Source organism: Kingella pumchi (assembly GCF_022288825.1).
In the GTDB taxonomy this organism is placed as follows: Bacteria; Pseudomonadota; Gammaproteobacteria; order Burkholderiales; family Neisseriaceae; genus Kingella_D; species Kingella_D pumchi.
In genome coordinates, this window is record NZ_JAKOOW010000002.1 from 44,680 (window position 1) to 67,963 (window position 23,284).

Sequence of the window (23,284 nt, forward strand, 5' to 3'; positions counted from 1 at the left end):
TCACGAAAGGAAATCCCATGAAAATCGCAGTAATCGGCGCAACAGGCCTGGTCGGCAATGCCGTGGTACAGGAATTGGCTTCACGCGGCCACGACGTTACCGCCTTTGCCCGCAACAGCGCCAAAGTGTTTCAGGCTGCCAATGTCCGTGCCGTGTCCGCCGACGTCAATGCGCCGGATTTTGCCGCGCAGCTTAAAGGCTTCGACGCCGTAGTCAGCGCCTTCAACCCCGGCTGGGACAACCCCAATCTGGCCGCCGATTTCACGCGCGGCGCCGACAACATCATTGCCGCCGCGCAGGCCGCCGAAGTGCCCTATCTGCTGGTAATCGGCGGCGCGGGCAGCCTGAACGTCGCGCCCGGTCTGCAACTGGTGGACACGCCCGATTTTCCCGCCGACGTCTATCCCGGCGCCAACGCCGCCCGCGAATTGCTTAACCGCCTGCGCGAACGCCGCGACGTCAACTGGGCTTTCCTCTCACCCGCCGCCATGTTCGCCGTCAATCCGGTAAAGTTTGAAAAAACCGGCCGCTACCGCACCGGCGCCGACGACGTGCTGCTCAACGCCGACGGCAGCCCCGCCGACATCGCCCTGCCCGACCTGGCTGCCGCGATTGCCGACGATGCCGAAAACCGCGCCCACCTGTTTGAGCGCTTTACCGTGGCCGAAGCGTAAGCGCAGGCAGCCTGAAAGCAATAAATCCACTGCCGCCACCGGCAAACTCCATTTCACGCCATCGAAAGGAAAACCCATGAAAAAAACCATCGCCCTGCTGCTCACCGCCGCCGCGCTCGGCACCACCGCCGTCCACGCCGCGCCCAAAGCCAAAGCTACCCCCGCCAAAGCCAACGCGCTGGCGTTTTACGAAATGGCCTTCAACAAACACCGCGTGCAGGAAGCCGCCGATCGTTACATCGGCAAAACCTATATCCAGCACAACCCCGGCGTCGCCGACGGCGCACAGGCTTTTGTCGATGCGTTTGTGCCGTTTTTAAAAGAAAACCCCCAATCCCGCGCTGAGATCAAGCGCGTGATGGCCGACGGCGATTTGGTGATGCTGCACGTCCTCAGCCGCACCTCGCCGCAAGACAAAGGCGAAGCCGTGGTCGATATTTTCCGCTTTGACAAAGCCGGCAAAATCGTCGAACACTGGGACGTGATCCAAGCCGTACCCGACAAAACCGCCAGCGGCCGCTCAATGTTTTAAACGCCGCCCGCAGACGGGCAAAAGGCAGCCTGAAACCCAAACAAAGCAGCCTGAAAACCTTGTTAGCGGTTTTCAGGCTGCTTTTAGCATGGCTGACGCCCGCCCGCCGTCATTCCTGCCGCGCCCCTTGCTCCCTCCCCCGTTTTGACGGGAGAGGGAGTGCCGTTTGCAGGCAATTTGGCGCTTTCAGGCTGCCTTTGCCGCCAAACGCTGCTGACAGAAACTGTCGCAGCGCCGTGCTATCATCGCCGCTTTCCCACCACACACAGGAGCGCATGATGCCTACCCCCGAACTCACCCTTTACACCACTCCCTTTTCGCGCGGCACCTATGCCGTGTGGATGCTCAAAGAATGCGCCGCGCCGTGCAATATTGTGGCGCTGTCCTCCGCCAAGCTGCATGAAGCGGACTATCTGGCCGTCAATCCCTTGGGCAAAGTGCCCGCACTCAAAGCCGGCGGCACCATACTCACCGAAACCATTGCCATCATCACCTATCTGGCCGAGCAGTTTCCCGAAAAAAACCTGATTCCCGCCGCCGGAAGCATCGAGCGCGGCGAATACTACCGCTGGCTGTGCTTCAGCATCCAGCTCGAATACGCCTGCATGGACAAATTCTTCGACCGCCCGTCGGACCACCCGAGATTCCACAGCGGCATCGGCTACGGCAGCTTCGAGGAAGCCTTCGGCGTGCTGCGCAAGCATTTGTCCGAACACGACTATATCGTCGGCGGCCGCTTTAGCGCACTCGATTTGTACTATGCCGCCCTCCTGCTGCACTTTTCCCGCAACATGCAGGTGCTCGATGCCGCCGACCCCATTTTCTCCGCTTATATCGAGCGCCACACCGCCCGTCCTGCCTTCGCCGAAACCATGGCCTGGGCGCAGCAGGCGGCGGCAGAGTTGGGCGAATAAACCCGCAACGGCTTGCGGTTTTGCTGCAAAGGCAGCCTGAAAGCCCAAACAAAGCAGCCTGAAAACCCTCGGCACGGGTTTTCAGGCTACTTTTTCGTTTTCAGGCTGCCGGATGGTTTCAGGCTGCTTCGGCAAAGCCGCTGTGGCGCAGGAGTGCGTCGATGCTCGGTTCGCGGCCGCGGAAGGCTTTGAAGGACTCGGCGGCGGGGCGCGAGCCGCCGACGGCGAGCACTTCCTGCCAGAAGCGTTGGCCGGTGGCGGCAACGTCGCTGCTTTCTTCAAAGGCGGCGTAGGCGTCGGCGCTCAATACTTCGGCCCAGGCGTAGCTGTAGTAGCCGGCCGAGTAGCCGCCGGCGAAGATGTGGCCGAAGCTGTTGGCAAAGCGGTTGTAGGGCGCGGGCGGCACCACGGCTACTTCGCGGCGCACGGCATCGAGCACCTGCGGCCAGTTTTTCAGGCTGCCTTCGTCGGTTTCGCTGTAAATGCGCATATCAAACAGGGCAAATTCCATCTGCCGCACCATAAACATGCCGCGCTGGAAGTTTTTGGCGGCGGTCATTTTGTCGAACAATTCGCGCGGCAGCGGCTCGCCGTTGTCTTCGTGGCTGGACATCGCCGCCAGCACGTCGTACTCCCACACGAAGTTTTCCATAAACTGGCTGGGCAATTCGACTGCGTCCCACTCGACGCCGTTGATGCCGGAAACAGCCAATTCGTCCACTTGGGTGAGCAGGTGGTGCAGGCAGTGGCCGGTTTCGTGGAACAGGGTGATGATTTCGTTGTGGCTTAAGCGCGCCTGTTTGCCGCCGACGGGCGGGGTGAAGTTGCACACCAGATAGGCGGTGGGCAGCTGCAGCGTGCCGGCTTTGTCGCCGTCGGCAAAGCGGCGGCGGCCTTTGTAGTCGTTCATCCACGCGCCGCCGCGTTTGCCTTCGCGGGCGTACAGGTCCATATAGACGCTGCCGATGGTTGCGCCGTCTTTTTGCAGCTCGAAATGGCGCACGTCGGCATGCCACACCGGCACGGGTTTTTCGGCAAGGCTGACGCCGTAGAGCCGGCTGATTTGGGCAAACAGGCCGGCGAGCACTTTATCGATGGGGAAGTATTTTTTGACTTCGGTTTCGCTGAAGGAATACTTGGCCTGGCGCAGTTTTTCCGAAGCGTAGGTCAGATCCCAGGGCTGGGCGTCGGCAATGCCCAGCTCAGACGCGGCAAAGGCGCGCACTTCGGCCAGGTCGCGCTCGGCAAAGGGCTTGGCGCGGCGGGCAAGGCCGTTGAGAAACTCGAGCACTTGGGCGGGGGTGTCGGCCATTTTGGTGGCGAGCGAAAGTTCGGCGTAGTTGGCATAGCCCAGCAGCCGCGCTTCTTTCAGGGCGATTTCCAGGCGGCGGGTGATGTTGGCGCTGTTGTCGAATTTGCCGTCGTTGTCCAATTCGCTGGCGCGGGTAAGGTAGGCGCGGTAAATCTGTTCGCGCAGCTCGCGGCGCTCGGCATACTGCATCACGGCGATGTAGTGCGGCATCTGCAGGCCGACTTTGTAGCCGCTTTTGCCTTCGGCCTGGGCGGCAGCCTGAAACATCGCCAGCGCGTCTTCAGGAATGCCGGCGAGCGGCTCGGCGCTGTCGAAATACAGGGCGAAGGCATCGGTGGCATCGAGTACGTTTTGCGAAAACTGGGCGGCCAGCTGGGCGCCTTCGGTTTGCAGCGCGGCAAACTCGGCCTGTTGCTCTGGCGGCAGTTCGGCGCCGCTCAAGACGAAATCGCGCAAATCGTGGGCGAGTTTGGTTTGCTGCGCCGGCGACAAGACGGCGTATTCGGGCGAGTTTTTAATCGCTTTGAAGCGCGCGTAAAGTTCGATGTCCTGGCCGATTTCGGTGAAGAACACGGTTACTTCCGGCATCAGCTCGTTGTAAACCGCGCGCAATTCGAGGGTGTCGGCCACCGCGTTCAGATGGGAAACCACGCCCCAGATGCGGCCGACGCGCTCGGTGGCGTCGGTCAGGCGCTCGACGGTGTTGAGCCAGGTGGTTTCAGGCTGCGCCTTAACGGCGGCAATCGCAGCGCGGGCATCGGCAATGGCGCTTTGCATAGCGGGGCGGACGTCTTCGGCGCGGATGCGGTCGAAACGCGGCTCGCTGCCAAGGTGAAGAAGGGCGTTTTCCATAATCGGTCTTTCGTAAATAAACAGGTTTTCGTAAACGGCCGGCGGTTTTCAGGCTGCCTGAAAGCTGCTTGCACAGGCAGCCTGAAACGGGCAGACGGACGGGATATGGCGCGCTGTTGCCGTTTTCCAAGAGCCGGCGATTATAACCGCAAGCACCGAAGCGGCAGCGATGGCGCGGATAGCCGGCGTTTATCGCCTATAATCCGCGCCGTTTTCCCGCTTTTCAGGCTGCCTGCCATGAATGAATTTGACTTTATCCGCCGCTATCTGGCCGCCCACAAGCAGCCTGAAAACGGCGTGGCGCTCGGCATTGGCGACGATGCCGCGATTGTCCGCCCCGGCGCAGGCTGCGATCTGCACATCAGCTGCGACATGCTGGTGTGCGGCCGCCATTTTTTCGCCGACCACCCGCCTGACGCGCTGGCGCACAAAATCGTGGCGGTAAACGTGTCCGACATGGCGGCGATGGGCGCAAAGCCGCGCTGGATGCTGCTGGCCGCCGCGCTACCCGAATTGGACGAAAACTGGCTGGCCGCCTTTTGCGACAGCCTGTTTGCCCAGGCGCGGCGCTACGGCATCAGCCTGATCGGCGGCGACACCACCCGCGGCGATTTGTGCTTCAGCCTGACCATCGCCGGCGAAACCCCGCGCAACCAGGCGCTGCGCCGCAGCGGCGCGCAGGATGGCGACGACATCTGGGTGTCCGGCCGCATCGGCCTGGCCGCCGCCGCGCTGCGCCACCGTCTCGGCGCTTTCAGGCTGCCTGAAAGCCTGCTTGCCGCGTGCCAAGAGCGGCTGCTGCGCCCCGAGCCGCGCCCCAAACTCGGATCCCGCCTGCTGGGCACCGCCCACGCCGCGCAGGACATATCCGACGGGCTGGCGCAGGATTTGTGCCACATCCTGCGCGCTTCCAAGCTTGCCGCCGAAATCGACGCCGCCGCGCTGCCAAGTTCGCCCGAACTCAAACGGCTGCTGCCCTATGCCGACTGGCTATCCTGCGTGCTCGACGGCGGCGACGATTACGAACTGCTGTTCACCGCCCCGCCCGCCGCGCGGTTGCGCATCGAGCAAATCGGGCGCGACTGCGCAGTCCCGCTCAGCCGCATCGGCCGCACGCAGCCTGAAAACGGCGCCGATAGGCTGTGGCTGCGCGAAAACGGCCACCTTCGCCCCTATGCCGCGCAGGGCTTTGACCATTTCGCCTGAAGCGCTTTCAGGCTGCCTGCCCCGCCCTTGCCGCAAACTGCTTGACAGAAACCGAAACTTTCTTAATATAGCGCCCTTTTTTGCCGTCCGCCGGCCTTGCTTTCGATAGATTAGGAACCGCCTATGCACACCCCGAAATCCGCGCGCAAAACCGCCGCCCTTCTGACCGTTTTCGCCCTGGCGCTGGGCGTTTGCGCTTGTAGCGGCAGCCAAGAAAACCACGGCGATGCCGCACCCAAACAGCCCAAAGACGGCCTGACCATCAACAATGCCGCCGAGCCGACCACCCTAGACCCGCAACGAAACGCCGACACCGGCGGTTCCGCCATCATCCGCCAGCTCCTAATCGGCCTGGTCGCCACCGATGCCGAAGGCAACACCGTGCCGGCGCTGGCCGAGAGCTGGGAGCACAAAGACCAGAAAATCTGGACCTTCCACCTGCGCGAAGCCAAATGGAGCAACGGCGACCCGATTACCGCCGACGACGTGGTGTACAGCCTTCGCCGTCTGACCGACCCCGCCACCGCCGCGCCCTACGGCACCTATCTGGCCGATGCCAAAGTGGAAAACGCCGAAGCCATCGCCACCGGCAACGGCAAGCCCGAAACGCTGGGCGTCAAAGCGCTGGATGCCAAAACCGTGCAGATTACCCTTACCGCGCCGGTGCCCTATTTCCCCGACATGCTGACGCTGTCGGCCACCTATCCGGTCAACCGCAAGGCCATCGAGCAATACGGCGACAAATGGACGCTACCGGGCCACTACATTTCCAGCGGCGCCTACCTGCTCAAAGACTGGGTGGTAAACAGCCACGTCAAACTCGAGCGCAACCCCGGCTATTACGACAACGAGCGCACCGCCATCGAGCGCATCACCTTCCTGCCGATAAGCGATGCCACCGCTGAGCTGAACCGCTACAAAGCCGGCGAAATCGACATTACCTACGGCATCCCGGTCGACGAGTACAAACAAATCAAACGCACGCTGGCCGATCAGCTGAGAAATTCCGACACCCTGTGCTCGTGGTATTACGAGCCCAACCACGACAAAGCGCCGTTTAACAATCCCAAAGTGCGCCGCGCCCTAAGCTTGGCGCTCGACCGTGAAATCCTTGCCTACAAAGTGCAGGCCAAAGGCGAGCAGCCGGCCTACCAGCTCACGCCCACCAATACCCAGGGCATGAAAAACAACATGCCCGACTGGCACGACTGGACGCAGGAACACCGCGCCAAAGAAGCGGAAAAACTGCTGCGCGAAGCCGGTTACAACGAAGAAAAACCGCTGAAATTCGAGCTGCTGTACCCCACCAGCCCTGCGGCCAAACGCATCGCCACCGCCACCGCCGCCCTGTGGCGCCAGGCCGTGGGCTTTATCCAGGTCGAGCCGATCAACCAGGAATTCAAAACCTTCCAAGACACCCGCAACAGCGGCAACTTCCAAATCGCCTACGCCGGCTGGTGCGCCGACTACAACGAGCCTTCGGCCTTTTTGAACATGCTCAAGTCCAACAACGGCAACAACACCTTCCGCTACCGCAGCCACAGCTACGACAAGCTGCTCAATGAGACCCTGTCGGCCGATGCCACAGCCGCCAAGCGCGCCGAGCTCTACCGGCAGGCCGAAGCCGAGTTGGATAAAGACTCCGCGCTGATCCCGCTGTTTTACAGCGTGCGCCTGCAGCTGGTGAAACCCGGCGTCAGCGGCTTCTCCACAAAAGACCCGCTGGCCAACTGGCAGGTGAAAGACTGGACTTTCAAACAAAAATAAACCCAAAGCCCAAGCAGCCTGAAAAGCGCCCACCGGCTTTTCAGGCTGCTTTTTCAGGCTGCCTTGCCTGCCCACCGCGCAGGTAAAGACGCTGGCTGCTTACAAAAATTTACTTTAGAATAGATACCCGAATTTGCTGCCGCCGGATTGTCCGGCGGCAGCGTTTTGGCAAACCGCCGCGAAAACGCTTTTCAGGCTGCCTATTGTCTCAGGCAGCCTGAAAAACGGTTTGCCCGCTTTGAATAAGGAAACACCATGTCTGCACGACTACTCAAACCGCTTGCACTCTTAACCCTGGCCGCGCTGGCACAGCAGGCCGCCGCTTCGGGCTACCATTTCGGCACCCAGTCGGTTACCGCGCAGGGCACCGCCAATGCCGCCGCCGCCGAAGCCGACGACGCTTCCACCCTGTTTTACAACACCGCCGGCCTTACTAAACTGGAAAACCACGAAATCAGTGTCGCCGCCAATATGGTGCTGCCCACCATCAAATACAGCGACGCCGCCGCCAAATACTACGACGGCAGCACCCAGGTGGCCGGCAGCAACAGCGGCAAAATCACCGACAGCACGGTGTTCGCCCCCCACGTTTACGGCGCCTACCGCCTGAACGAGCGCACCACGCTGGGCTTGGGCGTGTACGTGCCCTTCGGCTCGTCCACCACCTACCGCGAAGACTCGGTGCTGCGCTTTCATCTGAACAAACTGGGTCTGAAAACCATCGCCGTCGAGCCGGCGGTGGCGTTTAAGATTAACGACAAACACGCCGTCGGCGTCGGCGTCATCGCCCAATACGCCGAAGCCAAGCTGCGCAAATCGGCCGACTGGAGTTCGAGCATGCCCGCCGTGCCGCCCGCACTCGGCGGCCGCCCCGCCTTTGAAGCCCATGCCGACGTGAAAGGCAAAGACTGGGCGGCAGGCTTCCAGCTTTCCTGGCTGTACGACATCAACGAGCGCGCCCGCATCGGCGTCAATTACCGCTCGCACGTCAGCCACACCCTGCGCGGCACCGCCGAATGGACGGCCGACGGTGCCGTCGCCAAAGCCCAGCGCGCCGCTTTCGCCGCCAACGGCTATGTCGCCAGCGAAGACGCGCAAGTCAAAATCGTTACCCCCGAAATGCTGTCGGTGCACGGCATGTTTAAAGCCAACAGCAGGCTGAAACTGTTTGCCGACGTGAGCTGGACGCGCCACAGCCGCTTCAAAACCGCCGAGCTGAAATTCGAGCACGCCAAAGCCACCGCCACCACGCCCGCCACCGGCCGCCGCTCCGATTCCACCACCATCAGCCCCAACTGGCGCAATACCTTTAAAGTAGGGCTCGGCGGCGCCTACCAGCTGAGCGAACCGCTGCAGCTGCGCGCCGGCATCGCCTTCGACCAAAGTCCGGTGCGCGGCGCCGATTCGCGGCTCAACACCCTGCCCGACGGCAACCGCATCTGGTTCTCCGCCGGCGTCAAATACGCCTTCAATAAAAACCACGTGCTTGATGTGGCCTACACCCACGTCCACATCAACGACACCGAGTTCAAAGGCGCGCGCGCCAGCGGCAGCGATGTGGACAGCAAAGGCGAAGCCCGCGCCAAGTTCAACAACTACGCCAACATCTTCGGCGTGCAGTACAGCTACAAATTCTGATACGGCACAAAGCAGCCTGAAAACCGTGATTGCGGCTTTCAGGCTGCTTTTGTTTTGTCCGGCCGACTGCGGGCGCGGGTGCGGCACAGCCTGCCGAGCGCCGTGCCGTCCAAGCAAGCCGCCCGCAGCGATACAGGCAGCCTGAAAAGTTTCAGGCTGCCTGTTTTTATTGCCGCCGCCGCGCTTTTCAGGCTGCCTGAAAAGCAGGCCGTCCGCTATAATCGCCGCCTTGTCCCGCCAGCCTTTTTCCTGCGAAATCCCCGCCATGAACAACCCGTCCCCCTTAATTGCCCTGTGTGCCGGCGAAGCGTCCGGCGATCTGCTCGGCGCGCACCTGATCCGCGCCATCCGCGAGCGCTGCCCCCAAGCGCGTTTTACCGGCATCGGCGGGCCGCGCATGGCGGCCGAAGGCTTCGAGAGCCTGTTTGACCAGGAAAAACTGGCGGTGCGCGGCTATGCCGAAGTGCTGAAAAAACTGCCGGAAATCCTGCGTATCCGCCGCGGCCTGGCCGAAGAGCTGAAGCAGCGGCGCCCCGATGTCTTCGTCGGCATCGACGCGCCGGACTTTAATCTGTGGGTGGCCGAACAGCTCAAAGCCGCGGGCATCGCCACCATGCATTACGTCAGCCCGTCGGTGTGGGCATGGAAGCGCGGGCGGGTAAAGAAAATCGTCCGCCAGGTAAACGAAGTGCTGTGCCTGTTTCCGATGGAGCCGCCGCTCTACCGCGAAGCCGGCGGGCGGGCGCGCTTTGTCGGCCATCCGCTGGCGCAGTCGCTGCCGCTGGAAGCGGACAAAAACGCGGCGCGCGAACGGCTGAAGCTGGCGCAGGACATTCCGGTGTTTGCCCTGCTGCCCGGCAGCCGCGTCAGCGAAATCGACTATATGGCGCCGCTGTTTTTCCGCGCCGCCGCGCTGATGCTGCGCGAGCTGCCCGAAGCGCGCTTTCTGCTGCCCTATCCCACCGCTGCCGCCCGCGAGCGCCTGCAGCACTATCTGAAGCAGAAAGAGTTTGAAAAACTGCCGATCCGCCTGCAGGCGGCGAAAACCGATCTGGCCTGCACCGCCGCCGATGCGGTGCTGGTGGCCAGCGGCACCGCCACGCTGGAAGTGGCGCTGTGCAAGCGGCCGATGGTAATCAGCTACCGCATTTCTCCTTTGACTTACGCGCTGGTGCGCCACCGCATCAAAGTGCCGCACGTCGGCCTGCCCAATATTCTGCTCGGCCGCGAAGCGGTGCCGGAGTTGCTGCAGCGCCGCGCCAAGCCCAAGCTGCTGGCCGAAGCAATGCTCGACTGGTACCGGCAGCCTGAAAAAAGCGCCGAGCTGGCGCAGGCGTTTACCGAGCTGCACCAGCTGCTGCGCCGCGACAGCGGCCGGATAGCCGCCGAAGCGGTGCTGGCCGAAGCCGGCTGCCCGGTTGCCGACCCGCTGCCGGACGATGACGGCAACAACGACAGCGGACAAGAAACCACGGCCGCCGCGCCGCCCGATACGGGAGAGACAACATGAATACAGGCAGCCTGAAAGCCGCCGTGGTGCAGATGGTGTCCGGCAGCGACCCCGCCGCCAATATCCAAACCATGCGCCGCCTGGTGCGCCAAGCTGCCGATCAGGGCGCGCAATGGGTGCTGCTGCCCGAATACTGGCCGCAGATGGGGCAGGAGCGCGACAAGCTCGCCCTTGCCGAGCCTTTCGGCAGCGGCCGTTTTCAGGCTGCTTTGGGCGAAACCGCCGCCGAATGCGGCGTGGTGCTGTTTGGCGGCAGCATTCCGCTTGCGAGCGGGCAGCCTGAAAAAGTGTTCAACAGCCTGCTGGTGTACGACGAAAACGGCCGCTGCCTGAGCCGCTACGACAAAGCCCATCTGTTCGGTTTCGACAACGGCCGCGAACACTACGCCGAAGCCGATACCATCTCCGCCGGCAGCGGCGTGCCGCGCTTGGAAATCGGCGGGCACGGCATCGGCCAGGGCATCTGCTACGATTTGCGCTTTCCCGAATTGTTCCGCGCCCAAGCGCCTTTTGACGTGCTGATGCTGCCGGCCGCCTTCACCTACACCACCGGCAGCGCCCATTGGCAATTGCTGCTGCGCGCCCGCGCCGTCGAAAACCAATGCTATCTGCTCGCCGCCGCGCAGGGCGGCCGCCACGACAACGGCCGGCGCACCTACGGCCACAGCATGATTATCGACCCCTGGGGCGACATCATCGCCTGCCTGCCCGAAGGCGAAGGCGTGCTGTGCGCCGATCTCGATTTTGAAAAACTGCAATCGGTACGCCGCCGCCTGCCCGCGCTGGCGCACCGCCGTTTCTGAACCCAAACCGTCCCACCCATTTTCAGGCAGCCTGAAAACGGTTTTTCCGGCTTTCAGGCTGCTTTTGCCGCTTATGACCGACCCCACCACTCGCAAAATCATCCACATCGACATGGACGCCTTCTACGCTTCGGTCGAACTGCGCGAGCGCCCCGAGCTGCGCGGCCGGCCGCTGGTGGTGGCGTGGGAAGGCGCGCGCTCGGTGGTGTGCGCCGCGTCCTACGAAGCGCGCCGCTGGGGGCTGCATTCGGCGATGTCGTCTGCCACCGCCCGCCGCCGCTGCCCGCAGGCGGTGTTTGTGCCGCCGCGCTTTGATTTGTACCGCAGCGTGTCGCAGCAGATTCATGAAGTGTTCGCCCGCTACAGCGATGTGGTCGAACCGCTGTCGCTGGATGAAGCCTATCTTGACGTCAGCGCCAACAAACTCGGCCTAGCCACCGCCGGCGCCACCGCCCGCCAAATCCGCGCCGACATTCTCGATGCCACCGGCCTGACCGCTTCGGCCGGCGTCGCTCCCAACAAATTCCTGGCCAAAATCGCCTCCGACTGGCGCAAGCCGAACGGCCAGTTTGTGCTGCCGCCGCACAAAGTCGATGCCTTTCTCGCCGTGCTGCCTTTGGGCAAAATCCCCGGCGTCGGCCGCGTAACCCTCAACAAACTGCACGCACTCAACCTTTACACCTGCGGCGATTTGCGGCGCCTGGCGCGCGGCGAACTGGCCAACCTGTTCGGCCGCTACGGCCACCGCCTTTACGATCTGGCGCGCGGCCACGACAGCCGGCCGGTGCGCCCCAACCGCGAGCGCCTGCAGATTTCCACCGAAACCACGCTAGCAAACGATCTGCCGCTGGAGCAGGCCGCCGCCCTGCTGCCGCAGCTGGTCGCCGATTTGTGGCGGCAGATGGCACGCAAAAACGTGCAGGCACGCAGCCTGACGCTAAAACTGAAAACCGCCGATTTCCGCATCATCACCCGCTCGCTCACCTATTCCGCCGCCCTGCCCGACGAAACCGCGCTGCTGGCCGCCGCCCGCGCCCTTGCTGGCCGCATCCCGCCGCAAGACACCGCCTTCCGCCTGATCGGCATCGGCGTCGCCCAACTTCAGCCCGCCGGACGGCAGCAGGATTTAGCCTTTAACGACGGCACATAAGGCAGCCTGAAAGCCGTTTTTGCCGTTTTCAGGCTGCCTTGACGATGAATTGTTTAAGAAACTACCCAAAGGAAACCCATGAGCAAACCCCATCTTTTTAAAACAGCCGCAGCCGTGCTGTTGGCTCTCTGCCTGCCTGTGGCGCAGGCCGCGCCGGACAACAGTCCGGATAACGGCCGGCAGCTGGCCGCAGGGCTGGCCGCCTATATGAAGCAGGATTACCGTCAGGCGCTGGCGGTATTGCGGCCGCTGGCCGAAGCCGGCGATGCCCGAGCGCAGGCGCTGATGGCAACGATGTACGGCAAAGGTGAGGGCGTGGTGCAGGATATGGCCGAATCGATCAAATGGCTGCGCCGCGCGGCAGAACAGGGTGACGCCCGCGCCCAATATTATCTGGGGCTGCTGTATTGGGGCGGAAGCAGCGTGGAAAAAGACAGCGTGCAGGCTGTCGATTGGTGGCGCAAAGCCGCACAGCAAGGCTTGGCTGATGCCCAAATGGGCTTGGCGCTGCTGTATGCCGAAGGAAAAGACGTGCCGCAAGACTATGCCGAGGCGGCCAAGTGGTACCGCAAGGCGGCAGAAGCGGGCGATGCCAAAGCGCAGCTTTTTCTCGCCGATATGTATCGGGACGGCAAGGGCGTGCCCAAGGATTTGCGCCAAGCGGAAAAATGGTATCGGCAGTCGGCCAAGCAGGGACAATCCGAAGCGTGCATGATGTTGGATCTCATCCGCTTGAAAACGGGCGGCACGGCGGAAGAATGCGAACCGGGCCCGAAAACCCTGTTGCAGGATTGAACGCACGGCCAAGCAACGATGCCCCGCAGGCACATAAGGCAGCATGAAAGCCGTTTTTGCCGTTTTCAGGCTGCCTGTGCCGCACCAAGCAGTCAAACCAAACAACAGGAAAACCGCGATGAAAACCAAACTTGCCCAAACCGCTGCCACCCTGCTGCTCGCACTCAGCCTGACGCAGGCGCAGGCCGATGTGGTATTTGAAGACCCGCCTTGGAATCAGTTCAACCAAGGCGTAAACGCCTATACCGACCGCGACTACCGCCGCGCGCTGGAACTATTGCTGCCGCTGGCTCAGAGCAGCAATTACGCCGTGCGCTCGGTGGCCGAGCCTTATGTCGCACGGATTTACGCCATCGGTCCGGAGGGCGTGAAAAACCTGCGCGAAGCCGCGTACTGGATGCACAGGGCGGCCGAAGACGGCGATATGAGCACGCAATATTATCTGGGCACGCTTTATCTGTGGGGATACAAGGATTTGGGCATCCGCCGCGATGCGCGGCAAGCGGCAAAATGGTTTGAGCAGTCGGCACGGCAGGGGCACGAAAAAGCGGCGGCAGAGCTGGCGCTGCTGTATCAGGAAGGCGCAGACGGCCTGCCGCAGGATATGGCGGCAGCGGCCAAATGGTACGAAAAAGCCGCCGAAGCCGGCGACAGCCGTGCGGCGGCGATGCTCTCGCAGATGTACGCCCAGGGCATCGGCGTCAAACGGGACATGAAAAAAGCGGAAAAATGGCGCAAGCGCTCGGAGCAGGATCAGCCGGCAGACAAATAGCGCCAGGCAGCCTGAAAGATAGCGCACCCCTATTTTGCGCGCAGGCAGGCGTGGCTTTTGCCTGAGCGGACTGGGCAAAAGTTTTCAGGCTGCCTTACGGTATAATCGCGCCTTTTTTCAGGCAGCCTGAAAGCAAGAAACCGTTTTCAGGCTGCCTATCCCTTACACAAAACAACAATCATCAGGAGCAACACATCATGTCTGCAACACAACACGGCATGGACATCCCCCACGTTGTCGCGCTATTGGGCGCGGCGGTGGTGGGCGTGCCATTGTTCAAACGGCTGGGCTTGGGCTCGGTGCTGGGCTATCTGGCGGCGGGGCTGGTGATCGGGCCGTTCGGCTTGGGGCTGTTTTCGGACGGGCATACCATTTTGCACGTCGCCGAATTGGGCGTGGTCATTTTCCTGTTTGTGATTGGCTTGGAAATGAAACCGTCGCACCTGTGGCATTTGCGCAAGCAGATTTTCGGGCTGGGCAGCATGCAGGTGGTGGTGGCCGCCATTTTGCTGACCATTGTGGGGATGCTGTTCGGCTTTTCGTGGCAGATTTCCTTTATCAGCGCATCGGGCTTCGTGCTCACCTCCACCGCGATTGTGATGTCGGTGCTGGGCGAGCGGGGCGAAATCGACAGCCCGGGCGGGCAGAAAATGGTGTCGATTCTGTTGTTTGAAGACCTGCTGATTGTGCCGCTGTTGGCGATTGTTGCTTTTCTTTCGCCCACGCACACCGAAAGCGGGCAGCCGCTGTGGCAGAGCATCGGCATTGCGCTGGGCTGCGTGGTCGCGCTGGTGGCGGCGGGGCGCTGGCTGCTGAACCCGCTTTTCAGGCTGCTGGCGCGCAGCAAAGCCCGCGAAGTGATGACCGCCGCCGCGCTGTTGGTGGTGCTGGGCGCAGGCGTGTTAATGGAAAAAGGCGGGCTGTCGATGGCGATGGGCGCGTTTTTGGCGGGCGTGATGCTGTCCGAATCCAGCTTCCGCTACCAGCTCGAAGCTGATGTGGAACCCTTCCGCGGGCTGCTTCTGGGCTTGTTTTTCCTTGCCGTGGGCATGTCGCTGGATTTGCACGTGGTGGCGCAAAACTGGAAGCTGATTCTTTCGGGCGTGTTCGCGCTGATGGCGGCGAAGGCCGTCTGCATTTACGCCGTGGCGCGGCTGGCCAAAAGCAGCCACGATGAAGCCTTGGAGCGGGCGGTGCTGATGGCGCAGGGCGGCGAGTTTGCCTTTGTGCTGTTTTCTTCTGCCTTCTCGAAAAAGGTAATCAGCGACACCATCAACGCCAATATGACCGCGATTGTGGTGCTGTCGATGGTGCTCACGCCGCTGTTTATGATTCTGCACGGCAAGCTGCCGAAAAAAGCCGCCGCCGCCCGTGCGGATGATGCCATTGACGAGCAGCATTCGGTTTTGCAGGTCGGCCTCGGCCGCTTCGGGCAGATTGTCTATTACATCCTCAGCTCGGCCGGCTATCCGATGACCATCATCGACAAAGACGAAAAAACCGTGGCGGGCATGAACAAATACGGCGTGAAAACCTATTTCGGCGACGCCTCGCGCCCCGAGCTGCTGCGCACCGCCGGCATTGAAAAGGCCAGCCTGCTAGTGGTGGCGATCGACAATCCCGAGCAGGCCGAACAGATTGTCCGCTTCGCCCGCGAAACCAGTCCCAACATCAAAATCCTCGCCCGCGCCTACGACCGCATCCATACCTTCAAGCTCTTCCAGGCCGGTGCCGACCAAATCGTGCGCGAGACCTTCGATTCCGGCATCCGCGCCGGCAAACGCGCCCTCGAAATGCTCGGCCAGCCGCAGGAAACCGCCGAAAAAGCGGGCGATTTGTTCTTCCGCATGGATAGAAACGGCATGGGCAAAATGGCGGTGCTGTACAACCCCGAGCTGCATACCTTTGAAAACCAGGCGATGTTGGAAGAAGGCCTGCGCCAAGACCGCCTTATCGCCGAAGCCGTACAGGCGCTGCTGCGGGGCGAAGAAGAGATAGACGAGAGCGTGTAGGCAGCCTGAAACCATACGGCAACGGCATAGCGCCACAAAAAAGCAGCCTGAAAACCGGTTTTCCGGTTTTCAGGCTGCTTTTTCCATTGCCTAAATCAGGCTGCTTCGCGCTCTTGCTCAGCATTTTGGCGGTGGTAATGCCTGAGCGCGTGCTCTTTGCGCCGGCCGCTGCTGAAAGCGGAAACGCGTTTGAGATAACCGATGACGCGGGTGCCGTAGTCGATGTCGTGCGAGCCACAGCCGCTGCAGGCTTGCAGGGTGCGTTTGTCGATATGGCCGCAGTCGTTGCAGATGGTGATGCGCACGTTGACGCAGAAGTAGTTGCAGCCGGTGCGTGCGGCAATGTCGAGCAACGAGCGGTAGCCGGCTTCGGGCAGGGCTTCGTCGAGATTCAGGTGCAGCGCCGAGCCGCCGTCGAGCCAGTCCACCAGCTCTTTGCCGTGCAGCAGGAATTTGTCGAGCGCGTTGATTTGCTCGTCTTCCACCACGTAGAAATAGGAGTTGTAGCAGTCGCGGCTGACTTTGTAGCCGTCGGCTTTGTCCCATTTGGCGTTTTTCACGCCGAGATTTTCGGCGGGCACGAATTCGGTGTTGAATTTCACGCCGTAGTGGCGGCTGGCGGCCTGGTTGGCGTCGAAAATCACTTTCAGACGGCTTTGGACAAACTGGATGTAGTCGTCGTTGTAGCCGACGGTGATGCCGTTGGCTTCGGCGGCTTCGGCCATGCCGTTGATGCCGATGGTCAGGAATTGTTTGTCCAGCGTGATAAAGCCGGCGTCGTACACGGGCAGCATACCGGCGGCTTGGTACTCTTCCATCAGCTTGCGGTAGGCGTATTGATATTTGTGGATTTTGGCAACTTCGGCGGCCAAATCGCGGCCGTCTTGTTCCAAGCGGTTCATATTGATGGTAATCACGTTAATCGAACCGGTGGCCACGCCGCCCGCGCCGAGCGTGTAGCTGAAGGTGCGGTCTTCGATGGCGTTGCGCAGGCGGCAGCAGGACGCGAGCGAATCGGGGTTGTCCGACAAATACACGAAAAACGAGTTGCCCTCGGACAATTCCTTAGCCATTTGGTCGGCAAACACGCCGTCTTTGCACTTGCCGCCGTCGGTGAGCATGGCGGCGGTTACCACGGGGAAGGTCAATACAGCTTTGGTGCGCTCTTGGTTAAACCATTTCAGGAAAAAGTTTTGCAGCTTGGCAACGCTTTCCCACACCGGTTTTTCAAAATCGGGGAAGACGAAATCACCGAACATGGCTTCAAAATAGTATTGGTCGTAAACCGAAATATTCCAAAACACGCTCTGATAGCCGCGTGCGGCGGCAGGCTGGTTGATGCTGTACACCACTTGCTGCAGATGGTTGGCGACTTCGGCGGCGTGGGTTTCGAGATAGTTGTCGCCGTAGTCTTTGCGGGCGAAGTAGTCGAAATAAGTGAGAAATTCCACGGTGGCCACCGCGCCGGCAAACTGGGCGCTGATGGCAAACACCAGATTGATAAACGAGCCGCAGAACGACGCCAGATGCTTGGGCGCTTTCGATTCGCCGCCGAGCTTGGTTAAGCCGTCGAGCAAAAACGGATACAGCGTTACCGACACGCAATAGGGTTTCAGGCTGGTTTCGTCGTGCACATAGATTTCGTGCGCCTCGATTTGGCGGATGTATTCGCGTGCGGTGTCTTCGTCGAAAATCTCGGCGATTTTGCGCGACACTTGGGCGCGGTTCATCTGCACGAAAAAGTCTTTCATGATTTCCGCTTCCATCGTGGCGATGTTTTTCTGCGTGACGTTGGCGTTGGCGTCCATCTTCGAGCCGTCGGCCGCGTTGTGCGCGGAAATATAGTCGTGCATGAATTGCAGTTTGCCGTTTAACTGTTCGGGATGCAGCCGAATCATGTTAAATCCTCCTAAAGTTGGGTTGGAATGGTTTCAGGCTGCCTTTGCGGGTTTCAGACGGCAGCCTGAAAACGGGGGAAAACAGACGATTCAGGCCGTCTGAAGAAGGGCTTCGCGGTTCTCCGCCAAGCCTGCCGCTGCCGCCGCGGGGGCGGCAATCGGAATCACTTTGGGCGCGGGTTTGTCTTTGACGAACAAATGGTTGAGCACCTCACCCGTGCGCAAATCGGTAAATTTCTGGTTGGTCGTCGGGCTGTCGAGCCCGCCCAGTTCCATCACCCAGCGGCCGGTTTTCAGATAAGTCAAAAGCGGGATGATGCACTCGGATACCGCTTCCAATTCATCGCGCTCCAAGCCGGTGTACAAACACGTTTTCAAGCCTGCCGCCGCCACGGCGCGCAGCATTTTTTCCAGCTCATCGGGCACCCATTCGCCGCCCATAAACAATACGCAGCTGATCAAGCCCGCATAGCGCTGCAGACGGCCTTCGAGATATTCAAGGGTCAATTCCTGCCCCAAACCCACTTTCCAAGTATCCGCGCTGTGGCAGCCCTTGCAGCGCAGCTGGCAGCCTGAAAACAAAAACGCCAGCGACACTTCGCCCGGCACTTCCTGCCAGACAATCTGCTCGATGGTGAATTTCAGGGTCTGCATCGGGGCTATCCTTGGATTTTCGCGTTAAAAAGCAGCGTAAAGACACAATTTCCAATCAGCAATGTTACTGATTGGAAACGTAAAACTGTGGCGATACTAGCCCGCCTTGCGCCGCTTGGCAAATCAGATAAATTATCAACAAAAAATAAATTCCTTTAAAATTATAAACATGAAATCCACAGATTTATCCACAATTTTGCTGCAGCTCCGATGGGCAAAGGGCTGCGAGCATTATTAAAATTTTTCAACTTGATTTGGCCGGCATCAACTTTTTCTCACTTTTGGCCGCCGTTTTCCACAGGCGGCCAAGCAGCCGCCCGCAAGATTGTTTCAGGCTGCCTGTACGCGGCAATCGGGCGCAAAAAAACCGCTTTCAGGCAGCCTGAAAGCGGTAGCGGCAAACGGTTTATTCGGCATGGTTGTCGTGATGCCGTTCACGGCGGCGGTAGTCCCACGGGGCTTCGGCGCCGCTATTGCGCCACAGGCCGCTGCGGGTTTTGCGGGCGTTTTGCTCGGCTTCGGCGTAGCGCGCGTAGTCGGCTTTATCCTGCCGGCGGCGGGCGATGCTGCGGTAGTGCCAGGCGTGGCCGTTTGCCAACTGGGCGAGATTGACATCGCGGCCGGACAGGCTGATGCGGGCGACTTCGCGGCGGTATTGGTCGGTATCGAACACTTCGACGCGCACTTTCTGCCCGAGCACGGCTTGGCGCAGGGCGTCGCGGCTGGCGATGCCGCCGGCCTGGCTCATCTCAGGCGCGTCGATATAGGCAAGCCGCACGCGGCGGCTGCGGCCATGGCTGTCGCTCACGCGCACGGTGTCGCCGTCTGCAACGGCGGTTACCGTGGCGGCATAGCCCGCTTCTTCGGCGCCGGCGGCCGGCTCGGCCAGACAGGCGGCGGTAAACAGGGTGGCGGCAAACAGCGCGGCCAAACGGGGAAACATGGGTTTCATGGGGCGGGTCTCCGAATGTATTGTGTGTGTGAACAAAACGGGTTTGGACAACGGACTTCTTGCAGGCAGCCTGAAAAGGCCAAAAGCCCGTACGGCAGCGTTTTCAGGCTGCCGGATCGGCATAAACGCCGTCGGCGCCGTTGCGATCGACGGGAAAGCCGGTGCGGATCAGGCGCGGCCAGTCGAAAAAATGGCCGGGGTCGGTTTTGCGCTGCGGGGCGATGTCCTGATGGCCGGTAACGGCGCGGATGGGATAGGCGCGCATTAGGGCGGCGAGCAGGGTTTCCAGCGCGGCGTACTGCGCTTCGGTAAAAGGTTCGAAATCGCAGCCTTCGATTTCGATGCCGACCGAAAAGCCGTTGCATTTGTCGCGGCCGCGAAAGGACGACACGCCGGCATGGTAGGCGGCATCATCGCAGGATACGAACTGCTGCACGCGGCCGCTGCGGGCGATGAAAAAATGGCTGGACACGCGCAGGCCGGAAATCTGGGCGAAAAAGGGATGGGCAGCCGGGTCGATGCGGTTGGTAAACAGCCTTTGCACCGCGTCGCTGCCGTATTCGAAAGGCGGCAGCGAGATGTTGTGCAGCACCACCAGGCTCACTTCGCTGCCGGCTTCGCGCGGGGAAAAATTGGGCGAATCAAGCTGTTCGGCGCCCTGCCAGCGGCCTTGCTGCCATTCGTGCATAGGGGGATTCCTGAAACGGTTGCGGGGGTTTGGGGCGGGCAGGCAGCCTGAAAACTTTTCAGGCTGCCTTATTCTTTAACCGCCAGGCTGACGGTGAAAATGCCGTCTTCGTCTATCCACTGGCGGATTTTGCGGAAACCGGCGGCCGCGGCAAGCTGGTCGCTTTCGGCCTGGCTGCGGCGGCGCATCACCCAGTTGGGGCTGCCGGCTTTGTGGCTGGTGAGCGCGCGGGCGATCATTTCCAGCTGCGGATGCCAGGGCTGGCCGGTGTAAACCAGCAGGCTGCCCGCTTCGAGCGCATCGCCGATGCCGCGCAGCGATTCGAGCACCAAATCATTGTCGGCAAACAATTCGTGCAGGCCGGAAACGATGGCCAGCGTGGGGCGCGGCTCAAGGTTTTGGTAGTTGGCGCGTTTGAAGGCATCGACTTCGTCGAAAGTGGCGATTTCACCCAGACCGCGCTCGGCGATCAGGCGGCGGCCGGCGGCGACGTTGAGCGGGCTGTAGTCGCGCAGGCGCACGGAATCGGGAGCGTCGATACCGGCAAAGGCATCAAGCACATAGCGGCCGTGGCCGGAAGCGATGTCGAGCACATGCACCGGCCGCCCTTCGGCGCGCAGCTTTTCGCAGGCAGCCTGAACGGCATGGGCGATGTGGATTTTGCGCTGGCGGATGCCGCGCCAGCCGACGGCATTCAGATACTGGCGGTCAGCCCAGCGGCCGAAGGCGTTGCTGCCCTGCGCCTGGTTGCGGTAAACATAATCGAGCGTGCTGCCGGAATCGAAGCCGGTTTCCTGCCCGAGTTTCAGCCCCGCGCTCCAGCGGGCGCCGAGTTTGAGCAGGGCGCGGTAGCCGCGCCAAAACAGGCCGCGCGCGCCAAATGCCGGCAGCGGCGTTGCCAGCTCGTCGGCTTCGCGGCGGCTCTCGCCGTGCAGATGGGCATCCAGCAGCTCAGATCGCTCGGGCGTGGCGGCGAAACGCTCGCGGATAAAGCGGCGCATTTGATCAAACACGGCTTCGCGGCCGCTTTCGCCGAAGGTGTCGTGATAAAAACCGGGCAGCACATGGCGCTCTTTGATGCGGCTGCCCAGCCGGTTGTAAAACGCGTGCTGCGGCGCGTGGTGCACCACCCAGTCGCTGCCGGATATGAACAGCTGCACCGGCACGCCGATCGCCTGCGCGTCGGCCACCACGCGCTCGGCGGTATCGTACAGACCGAGCAGAATGCGCACAGAAATGGCGCGGGCAATCAGCGGGTCGCTGTCGTAACTTTGCTGGCGCTCGCGGTTGTGGCTCAGATAGTGCGATTTGACGTAGCTGTTGACGAAAAAATTGCCGCGCCATTTGTAAAGCAGGCGCAGGCCGCTGCGGGCAAAGGGCACGTAGAGTTTGACTTTGAAGGCCGGCGACGCGAGCACGGCGCAGCGGATATCCGGCGCGTAATCGTGCAGCCAGGCCGACACCAACACCGCGCCCACGCTTTGCGCCACCACGCAGATGTTTTGCGGCGCGATGCCGTAGGCGCTGCCGATGTGGCGGATAAAGGCATCGACATCGGCCACCGAAGTGCCGATGCTCGGGCTGTCGCCGCGCGCGCCCGGGCTCATGCCGTGGCCGCGTGCGTCCCAAGCGAAGCAGGCAAAATCGTCCAAGCCCAGCTCGTCGGCCACAAACATCATGCGGCCGGAATGCTCGTGGCCGCGGTGAAACAAAACCAGCGCTTTGCCGCTGCTGCCGTCGGCAGCGGGGCGGTAGCGGTAAAACAATTCGGTGCCGTCGTCGGCGCGGAAGGTTTTTTGCTGCTCCTGCATGGGGAATCCTTTGTGTTGGTGCGAACGGTGTTTTCAGGCTGCCTGAACATTTCAAGGCAGCCTGAAAAGCGGTTTTGGCCTTTCAGGCTGCCTTTGGGCAGGCTATTGCATTGCTACCGGCGGCAGCTGCCATTGGGCGAGCAGTTCATTTAATTTTTTGAGCTTGCGCGCACGTACCGGCTTGGCAAACAGGCCGGGCGCATTCAGGGCGAAACGGTTGATTCCGAATAAAAAGTTCACGCACTCGCGCACTTCCATCCGGCCGCCGTCAAAACGGATTTCGCTAAAGCTGGTCAGCATGCCGGTGCCTTTGACCCATTGCCCGTCTTTGGCTTTGAAACCGTTTTTCTGCGCCCATGCCTGCCACTCGGGCGACGATTCGGCGTTTTGCGGCACGGTGATGGTAAGCACCGGATGGCTGGCCGCCATTTTTTGCGACATCACTTTCAGCACCAGTATCGAAATACCGCCGCCGATTATGCCGCCGACAACGGCGGATACCAGGGTTGCAGACATTTATTGGTAACTCCTTATTACATATTGGAAAAATCAGTTAACCCGTTTGCTGGCATAGCGGCCGCTGCGGTCGGGGCGCACCAGCACAAACAGCGCCAGCGCCGCCAGCGCGCCCAGGGTGTCGGCCAGCATGTCTTTTTGCGCGTCCCACACATCGCCCTGCGAGCCGAGAAACTCGATGCCGGCGCTGCCGCCTTCGCGCACCGCGTACTGCCATTCAATGATTTCGTAGGCCGCGGCCACCGACATCACGAAAAACAGCGAGAAACACAGCGCCAGCACCGTGCCGCACAAACGCCGGCGCAGCAGCCATTCGGCCATCGGGAAGCTGTAAAAACCGATGATGAAATGCCCCAGCCGGTCGTAATGGTTGCGCCCCTCGCCCAACAGCGGCGCCAGCAGGCGGTTGCCGGCTTCAAAGGGCACGTTGGCAAACGTGTAGTGGGCGCCGACCATATGCAGCAGCATCCACATGCTCATCAGCACATAGGCGGTGTTGCTGAAACGAAAGCGGCGGTAGATCGCTACCAGCACGATGAAAACAGCGAAAATCGGCACCGTTTCGGCGTACCACACCGCGCGGTCAACCGGCGCGATACCCGACCACAGCGATACCGCGGAAAAAACCGCAGCCAGCAGCAGCGGCAGTTTGTCGGCAGTTTTTTGCGAAATATGCATAGTCTCTCCGTGGGTGGCGTTTCCCTTTGCGGCCGCAGCGGCGATCAGGCAGCCTGAAAACCGTTTGGGCTTAAGGGTTTGGCTGAAGATGCCGTGCAAACGCGCGAAAACAAAGCTGCGGTTTTACGGCTTTTACGCGGCAAAGGCAAG

Annotated in this window: 20 protein-coding genes; 12 read left to right on the forward strand and 8 right to left on the reverse strand. The window is 61.2% G+C overall.

All coding sequences use genetic code 11. The annotated features are described in order from the left end of the window. Window positions 1–17: 17 nt before the first annotated feature. The 3 genes from MB824_RS00935 to MB824_RS00945 all read left to right on the forward strand — a co-directional run bounded on the left by MB824_RS00935 (window position 18) and on the right by MB824_RS00945 (window position 2,120). A complete protein-coding gene (locus MB824_RS00935) occupies window positions 18–674 on the forward strand; it encodes an NAD(P)-dependent oxidoreductase (RefSeq protein ID WP_238745060.1) in 657 nt (218 codons plus the stop codon). A gap of 76 nt (window positions 675–750) precedes the next feature. Further along, the gene (locus tag MB824_RS00940) at window positions 751–1,206 is read left to right on the forward strand and encodes a nuclear transport factor 2 family protein (protein WP_238745062.1); all 456 of its coding nucleotides are present in this window, start codon (window positions 751–753) and stop codon (window positions 1,204–1,206) included. Window positions 1,207–1,481: 275 nt separating this feature from the next. Continuing rightward, on the forward strand, window positions 1,482–2,120 hold the full coding sequence (locus MB824_RS00945) for a glutathione S-transferase family protein (protein WP_238745064.1): 639 nt from the start codon (window positions 1,482–1,484) through the stop codon (window positions 2,118–2,120). A 118-nt stretch (window positions 2,121–2,238) separates the two neighbouring features. On the opposite strand, the gene MB824_RS00950 is transcribed toward MB824_RS00945, so the two are convergent. Then, complete coding sequence (locus tag MB824_RS00950) at window positions 2,239–4,287, reverse strand: M3 family metallopeptidase (RefSeq protein ID WP_238745123.1); 2,049 nt, start codon at window positions 4,285–4,287, stop codon at window positions 2,239–2,241. Between the two features lie 234 nt (window positions 4,288–4,521). On the opposite strand from MB824_RS00950, the gene thiL reads away from it, so the two are divergent. The 9 genes from thiL to MB824_RS00995 all read left to right on the forward strand — a co-directional run bounded on the left by thiL (window position 4,522) and on the right by MB824_RS00995 (window position 15,937). After that, a complete protein-coding gene (thiL, locus tag MB824_RS00955; protein ID WP_238745066.1) occupies window positions 4,522–5,490 on the forward strand; it encodes a thiamine-phosphate kinase in 969 nt (322 codons plus the stop codon). A gap of 123 nt (window positions 5,491–5,613) precedes the next feature. After that, complete coding sequence (locus MB824_RS00960; protein WP_238745068.1) at window positions 5,614–7,257, forward strand: ABC transporter substrate-binding protein; 1,644 nt, start codon at window positions 5,614–5,616, stop codon at window positions 7,255–7,257. Window positions 7,258–7,512: 255 nt separating this feature from the next. After that, on the forward strand, window positions 7,513–8,895 hold the full coding sequence (locus MB824_RS00965; RefSeq protein WP_238745070.1) for an OmpP1/FadL family transporter: 1,383 nt from the start codon (window positions 7,513–7,515) through the stop codon (window positions 8,893–8,895). Between the two features lie 265 nt (window positions 8,896–9,160). After that, a complete protein-coding gene (gene lpxB / locus MB824_RS00970; protein ID WP_238745072.1) occupies window positions 9,161–10,405 on the forward strand; it encodes a lipid-A-disaccharide synthase in 1,245 nt (414 codons plus the stop codon). After that, entirely contained in the window at window positions 10,402–11,208 is an 807-nt protein-coding gene (locus tag MB824_RS00975) for a carbon-nitrogen hydrolase family protein (RefSeq protein ID WP_238745074.1), read from the forward strand. The genes lpxB and MB824_RS00975 overlap by 4 nt, the downstream gene beginning before the upstream one ends. A 73-nt stretch (window positions 11,209–11,281) precedes the next feature. Next, entirely contained in the window at window positions 11,282–12,358 is a 1,077-nt protein-coding gene (gene dinB / locus MB824_RS00980) for a DNA polymerase IV (protein ID WP_238745076.1), read from the forward strand. Between the two features lie 78 nt (window positions 12,359–12,436). After that, window positions 12,437–13,153, forward strand: coding sequence for a tetratricopeptide repeat protein (locus tag MB824_RS00985; protein WP_238745078.1), 717 nt, complete (start codon window positions 12,437–12,439; stop codon window positions 13,151–13,153). Between the two features lie 118 nt (window positions 13,154–13,271). Next, a complete protein-coding gene (locus tag MB824_RS00990; protein ID WP_238745080.1) occupies window positions 13,272–13,925 on the forward strand; it encodes a tetratricopeptide repeat protein in 654 nt (217 codons plus the stop codon). A 197-nt stretch (window positions 13,926–14,122) separates the two neighbouring features. Next, window positions 14,123–15,937 (forward strand): monovalent cation:proton antiporter-2 (CPA2) family protein, encoded by a 1,815-nt coding sequence (locus tag MB824_RS00995; protein ID WP_238745082.1) that lies wholly within the window; start codon window positions 14,123–14,125, stop codon window positions 15,935–15,937. A 95-nt stretch (window positions 15,938–16,032) separates the two neighbouring features. Here MB824_RS00995 and nrdD read toward each other — a convergent pair whose 3' ends face one another. The 7 genes from nrdD to MB824_RS01030 all read right to left on the reverse strand — a co-directional run bounded on the left by nrdD (window position 16,033) and on the right by MB824_RS01030 (window position 23,134). Then, window positions 16,033–17,835 (reverse strand): anaerobic ribonucleoside-triphosphate reductase, encoded by a 1,803-nt coding sequence (gene nrdD / locus MB824_RS01000; RefSeq protein WP_238745084.1) that lies wholly within the window; start codon window positions 17,833–17,835, stop codon window positions 16,033–16,035. Window positions 17,836–17,925: 90 nt separating this feature from the next. Then, window positions 17,926–18,489: an anaerobic ribonucleoside-triphosphate reductase activating protein gene (gene nrdG, locus MB824_RS01005; protein ID WP_238745086.1), complete on the reverse strand. Its 564-nt coding sequence runs from the start codon at window positions 18,487–18,489 to the stop codon at window positions 17,926–17,928. Between the two features lie 406 nt (window positions 18,490–18,895). Beyond that, on the reverse strand, window positions 18,896–19,441 hold the full coding sequence (locus tag MB824_RS01010) for a thermonuclease family protein (RefSeq protein ID WP_238745088.1): 546 nt from the start codon (window positions 19,439–19,441) through the stop codon (window positions 18,896–18,898). A 103-nt stretch (window positions 19,442–19,544) separates the two neighbouring features. Next, on the reverse strand, window positions 19,545–20,129 hold the full coding sequence (ampD, locus tag MB824_RS01015) for a 1,6-anhydro-N-acetylmuramyl-L-alanine amidase AmpD (RefSeq protein WP_238745090.1): 585 nt from the start codon (window positions 20,127–20,129) through the stop codon (window positions 19,545–19,547). Window positions 20,130–20,197: 68 nt separating this feature from the next. Continuing rightward, window positions 20,198–21,940 carry a bifunctional alpha/beta hydrolase/class I SAM-dependent methyltransferase gene (locus MB824_RS01020; RefSeq protein ID WP_238745092.1) on the reverse strand — a complete coding sequence of 581 codons (1,743 nt, stop codon included), beginning with the start codon at window positions 21,938–21,940 and terminating at the stop codon, window positions 20,198–20,200. Window positions 21,941–22,042: 102 nt separating this feature from the next. Beyond that, window positions 22,043–22,456, reverse strand: a complete 414-nt coding sequence (locus tag MB824_RS01025) for a hypothetical protein (RefSeq protein WP_238745094.1) — start codon at window positions 22,454–22,456, stop codon at window positions 22,043–22,045. A gap of 33 nt (window positions 22,457–22,489) precedes the next feature. After that, the gene (locus tag MB824_RS01030; RefSeq protein ID WP_238745096.1) at window positions 22,490–23,134 is read right to left on the reverse strand and encodes a DUF2238 domain-containing protein; all 645 of its coding nucleotides are present in this window, start codon (window positions 23,132–23,134) and stop codon (window positions 22,490–22,492) included. Between the last annotated feature and the right edge of the window lie 150 nt (window positions 23,135–23,284).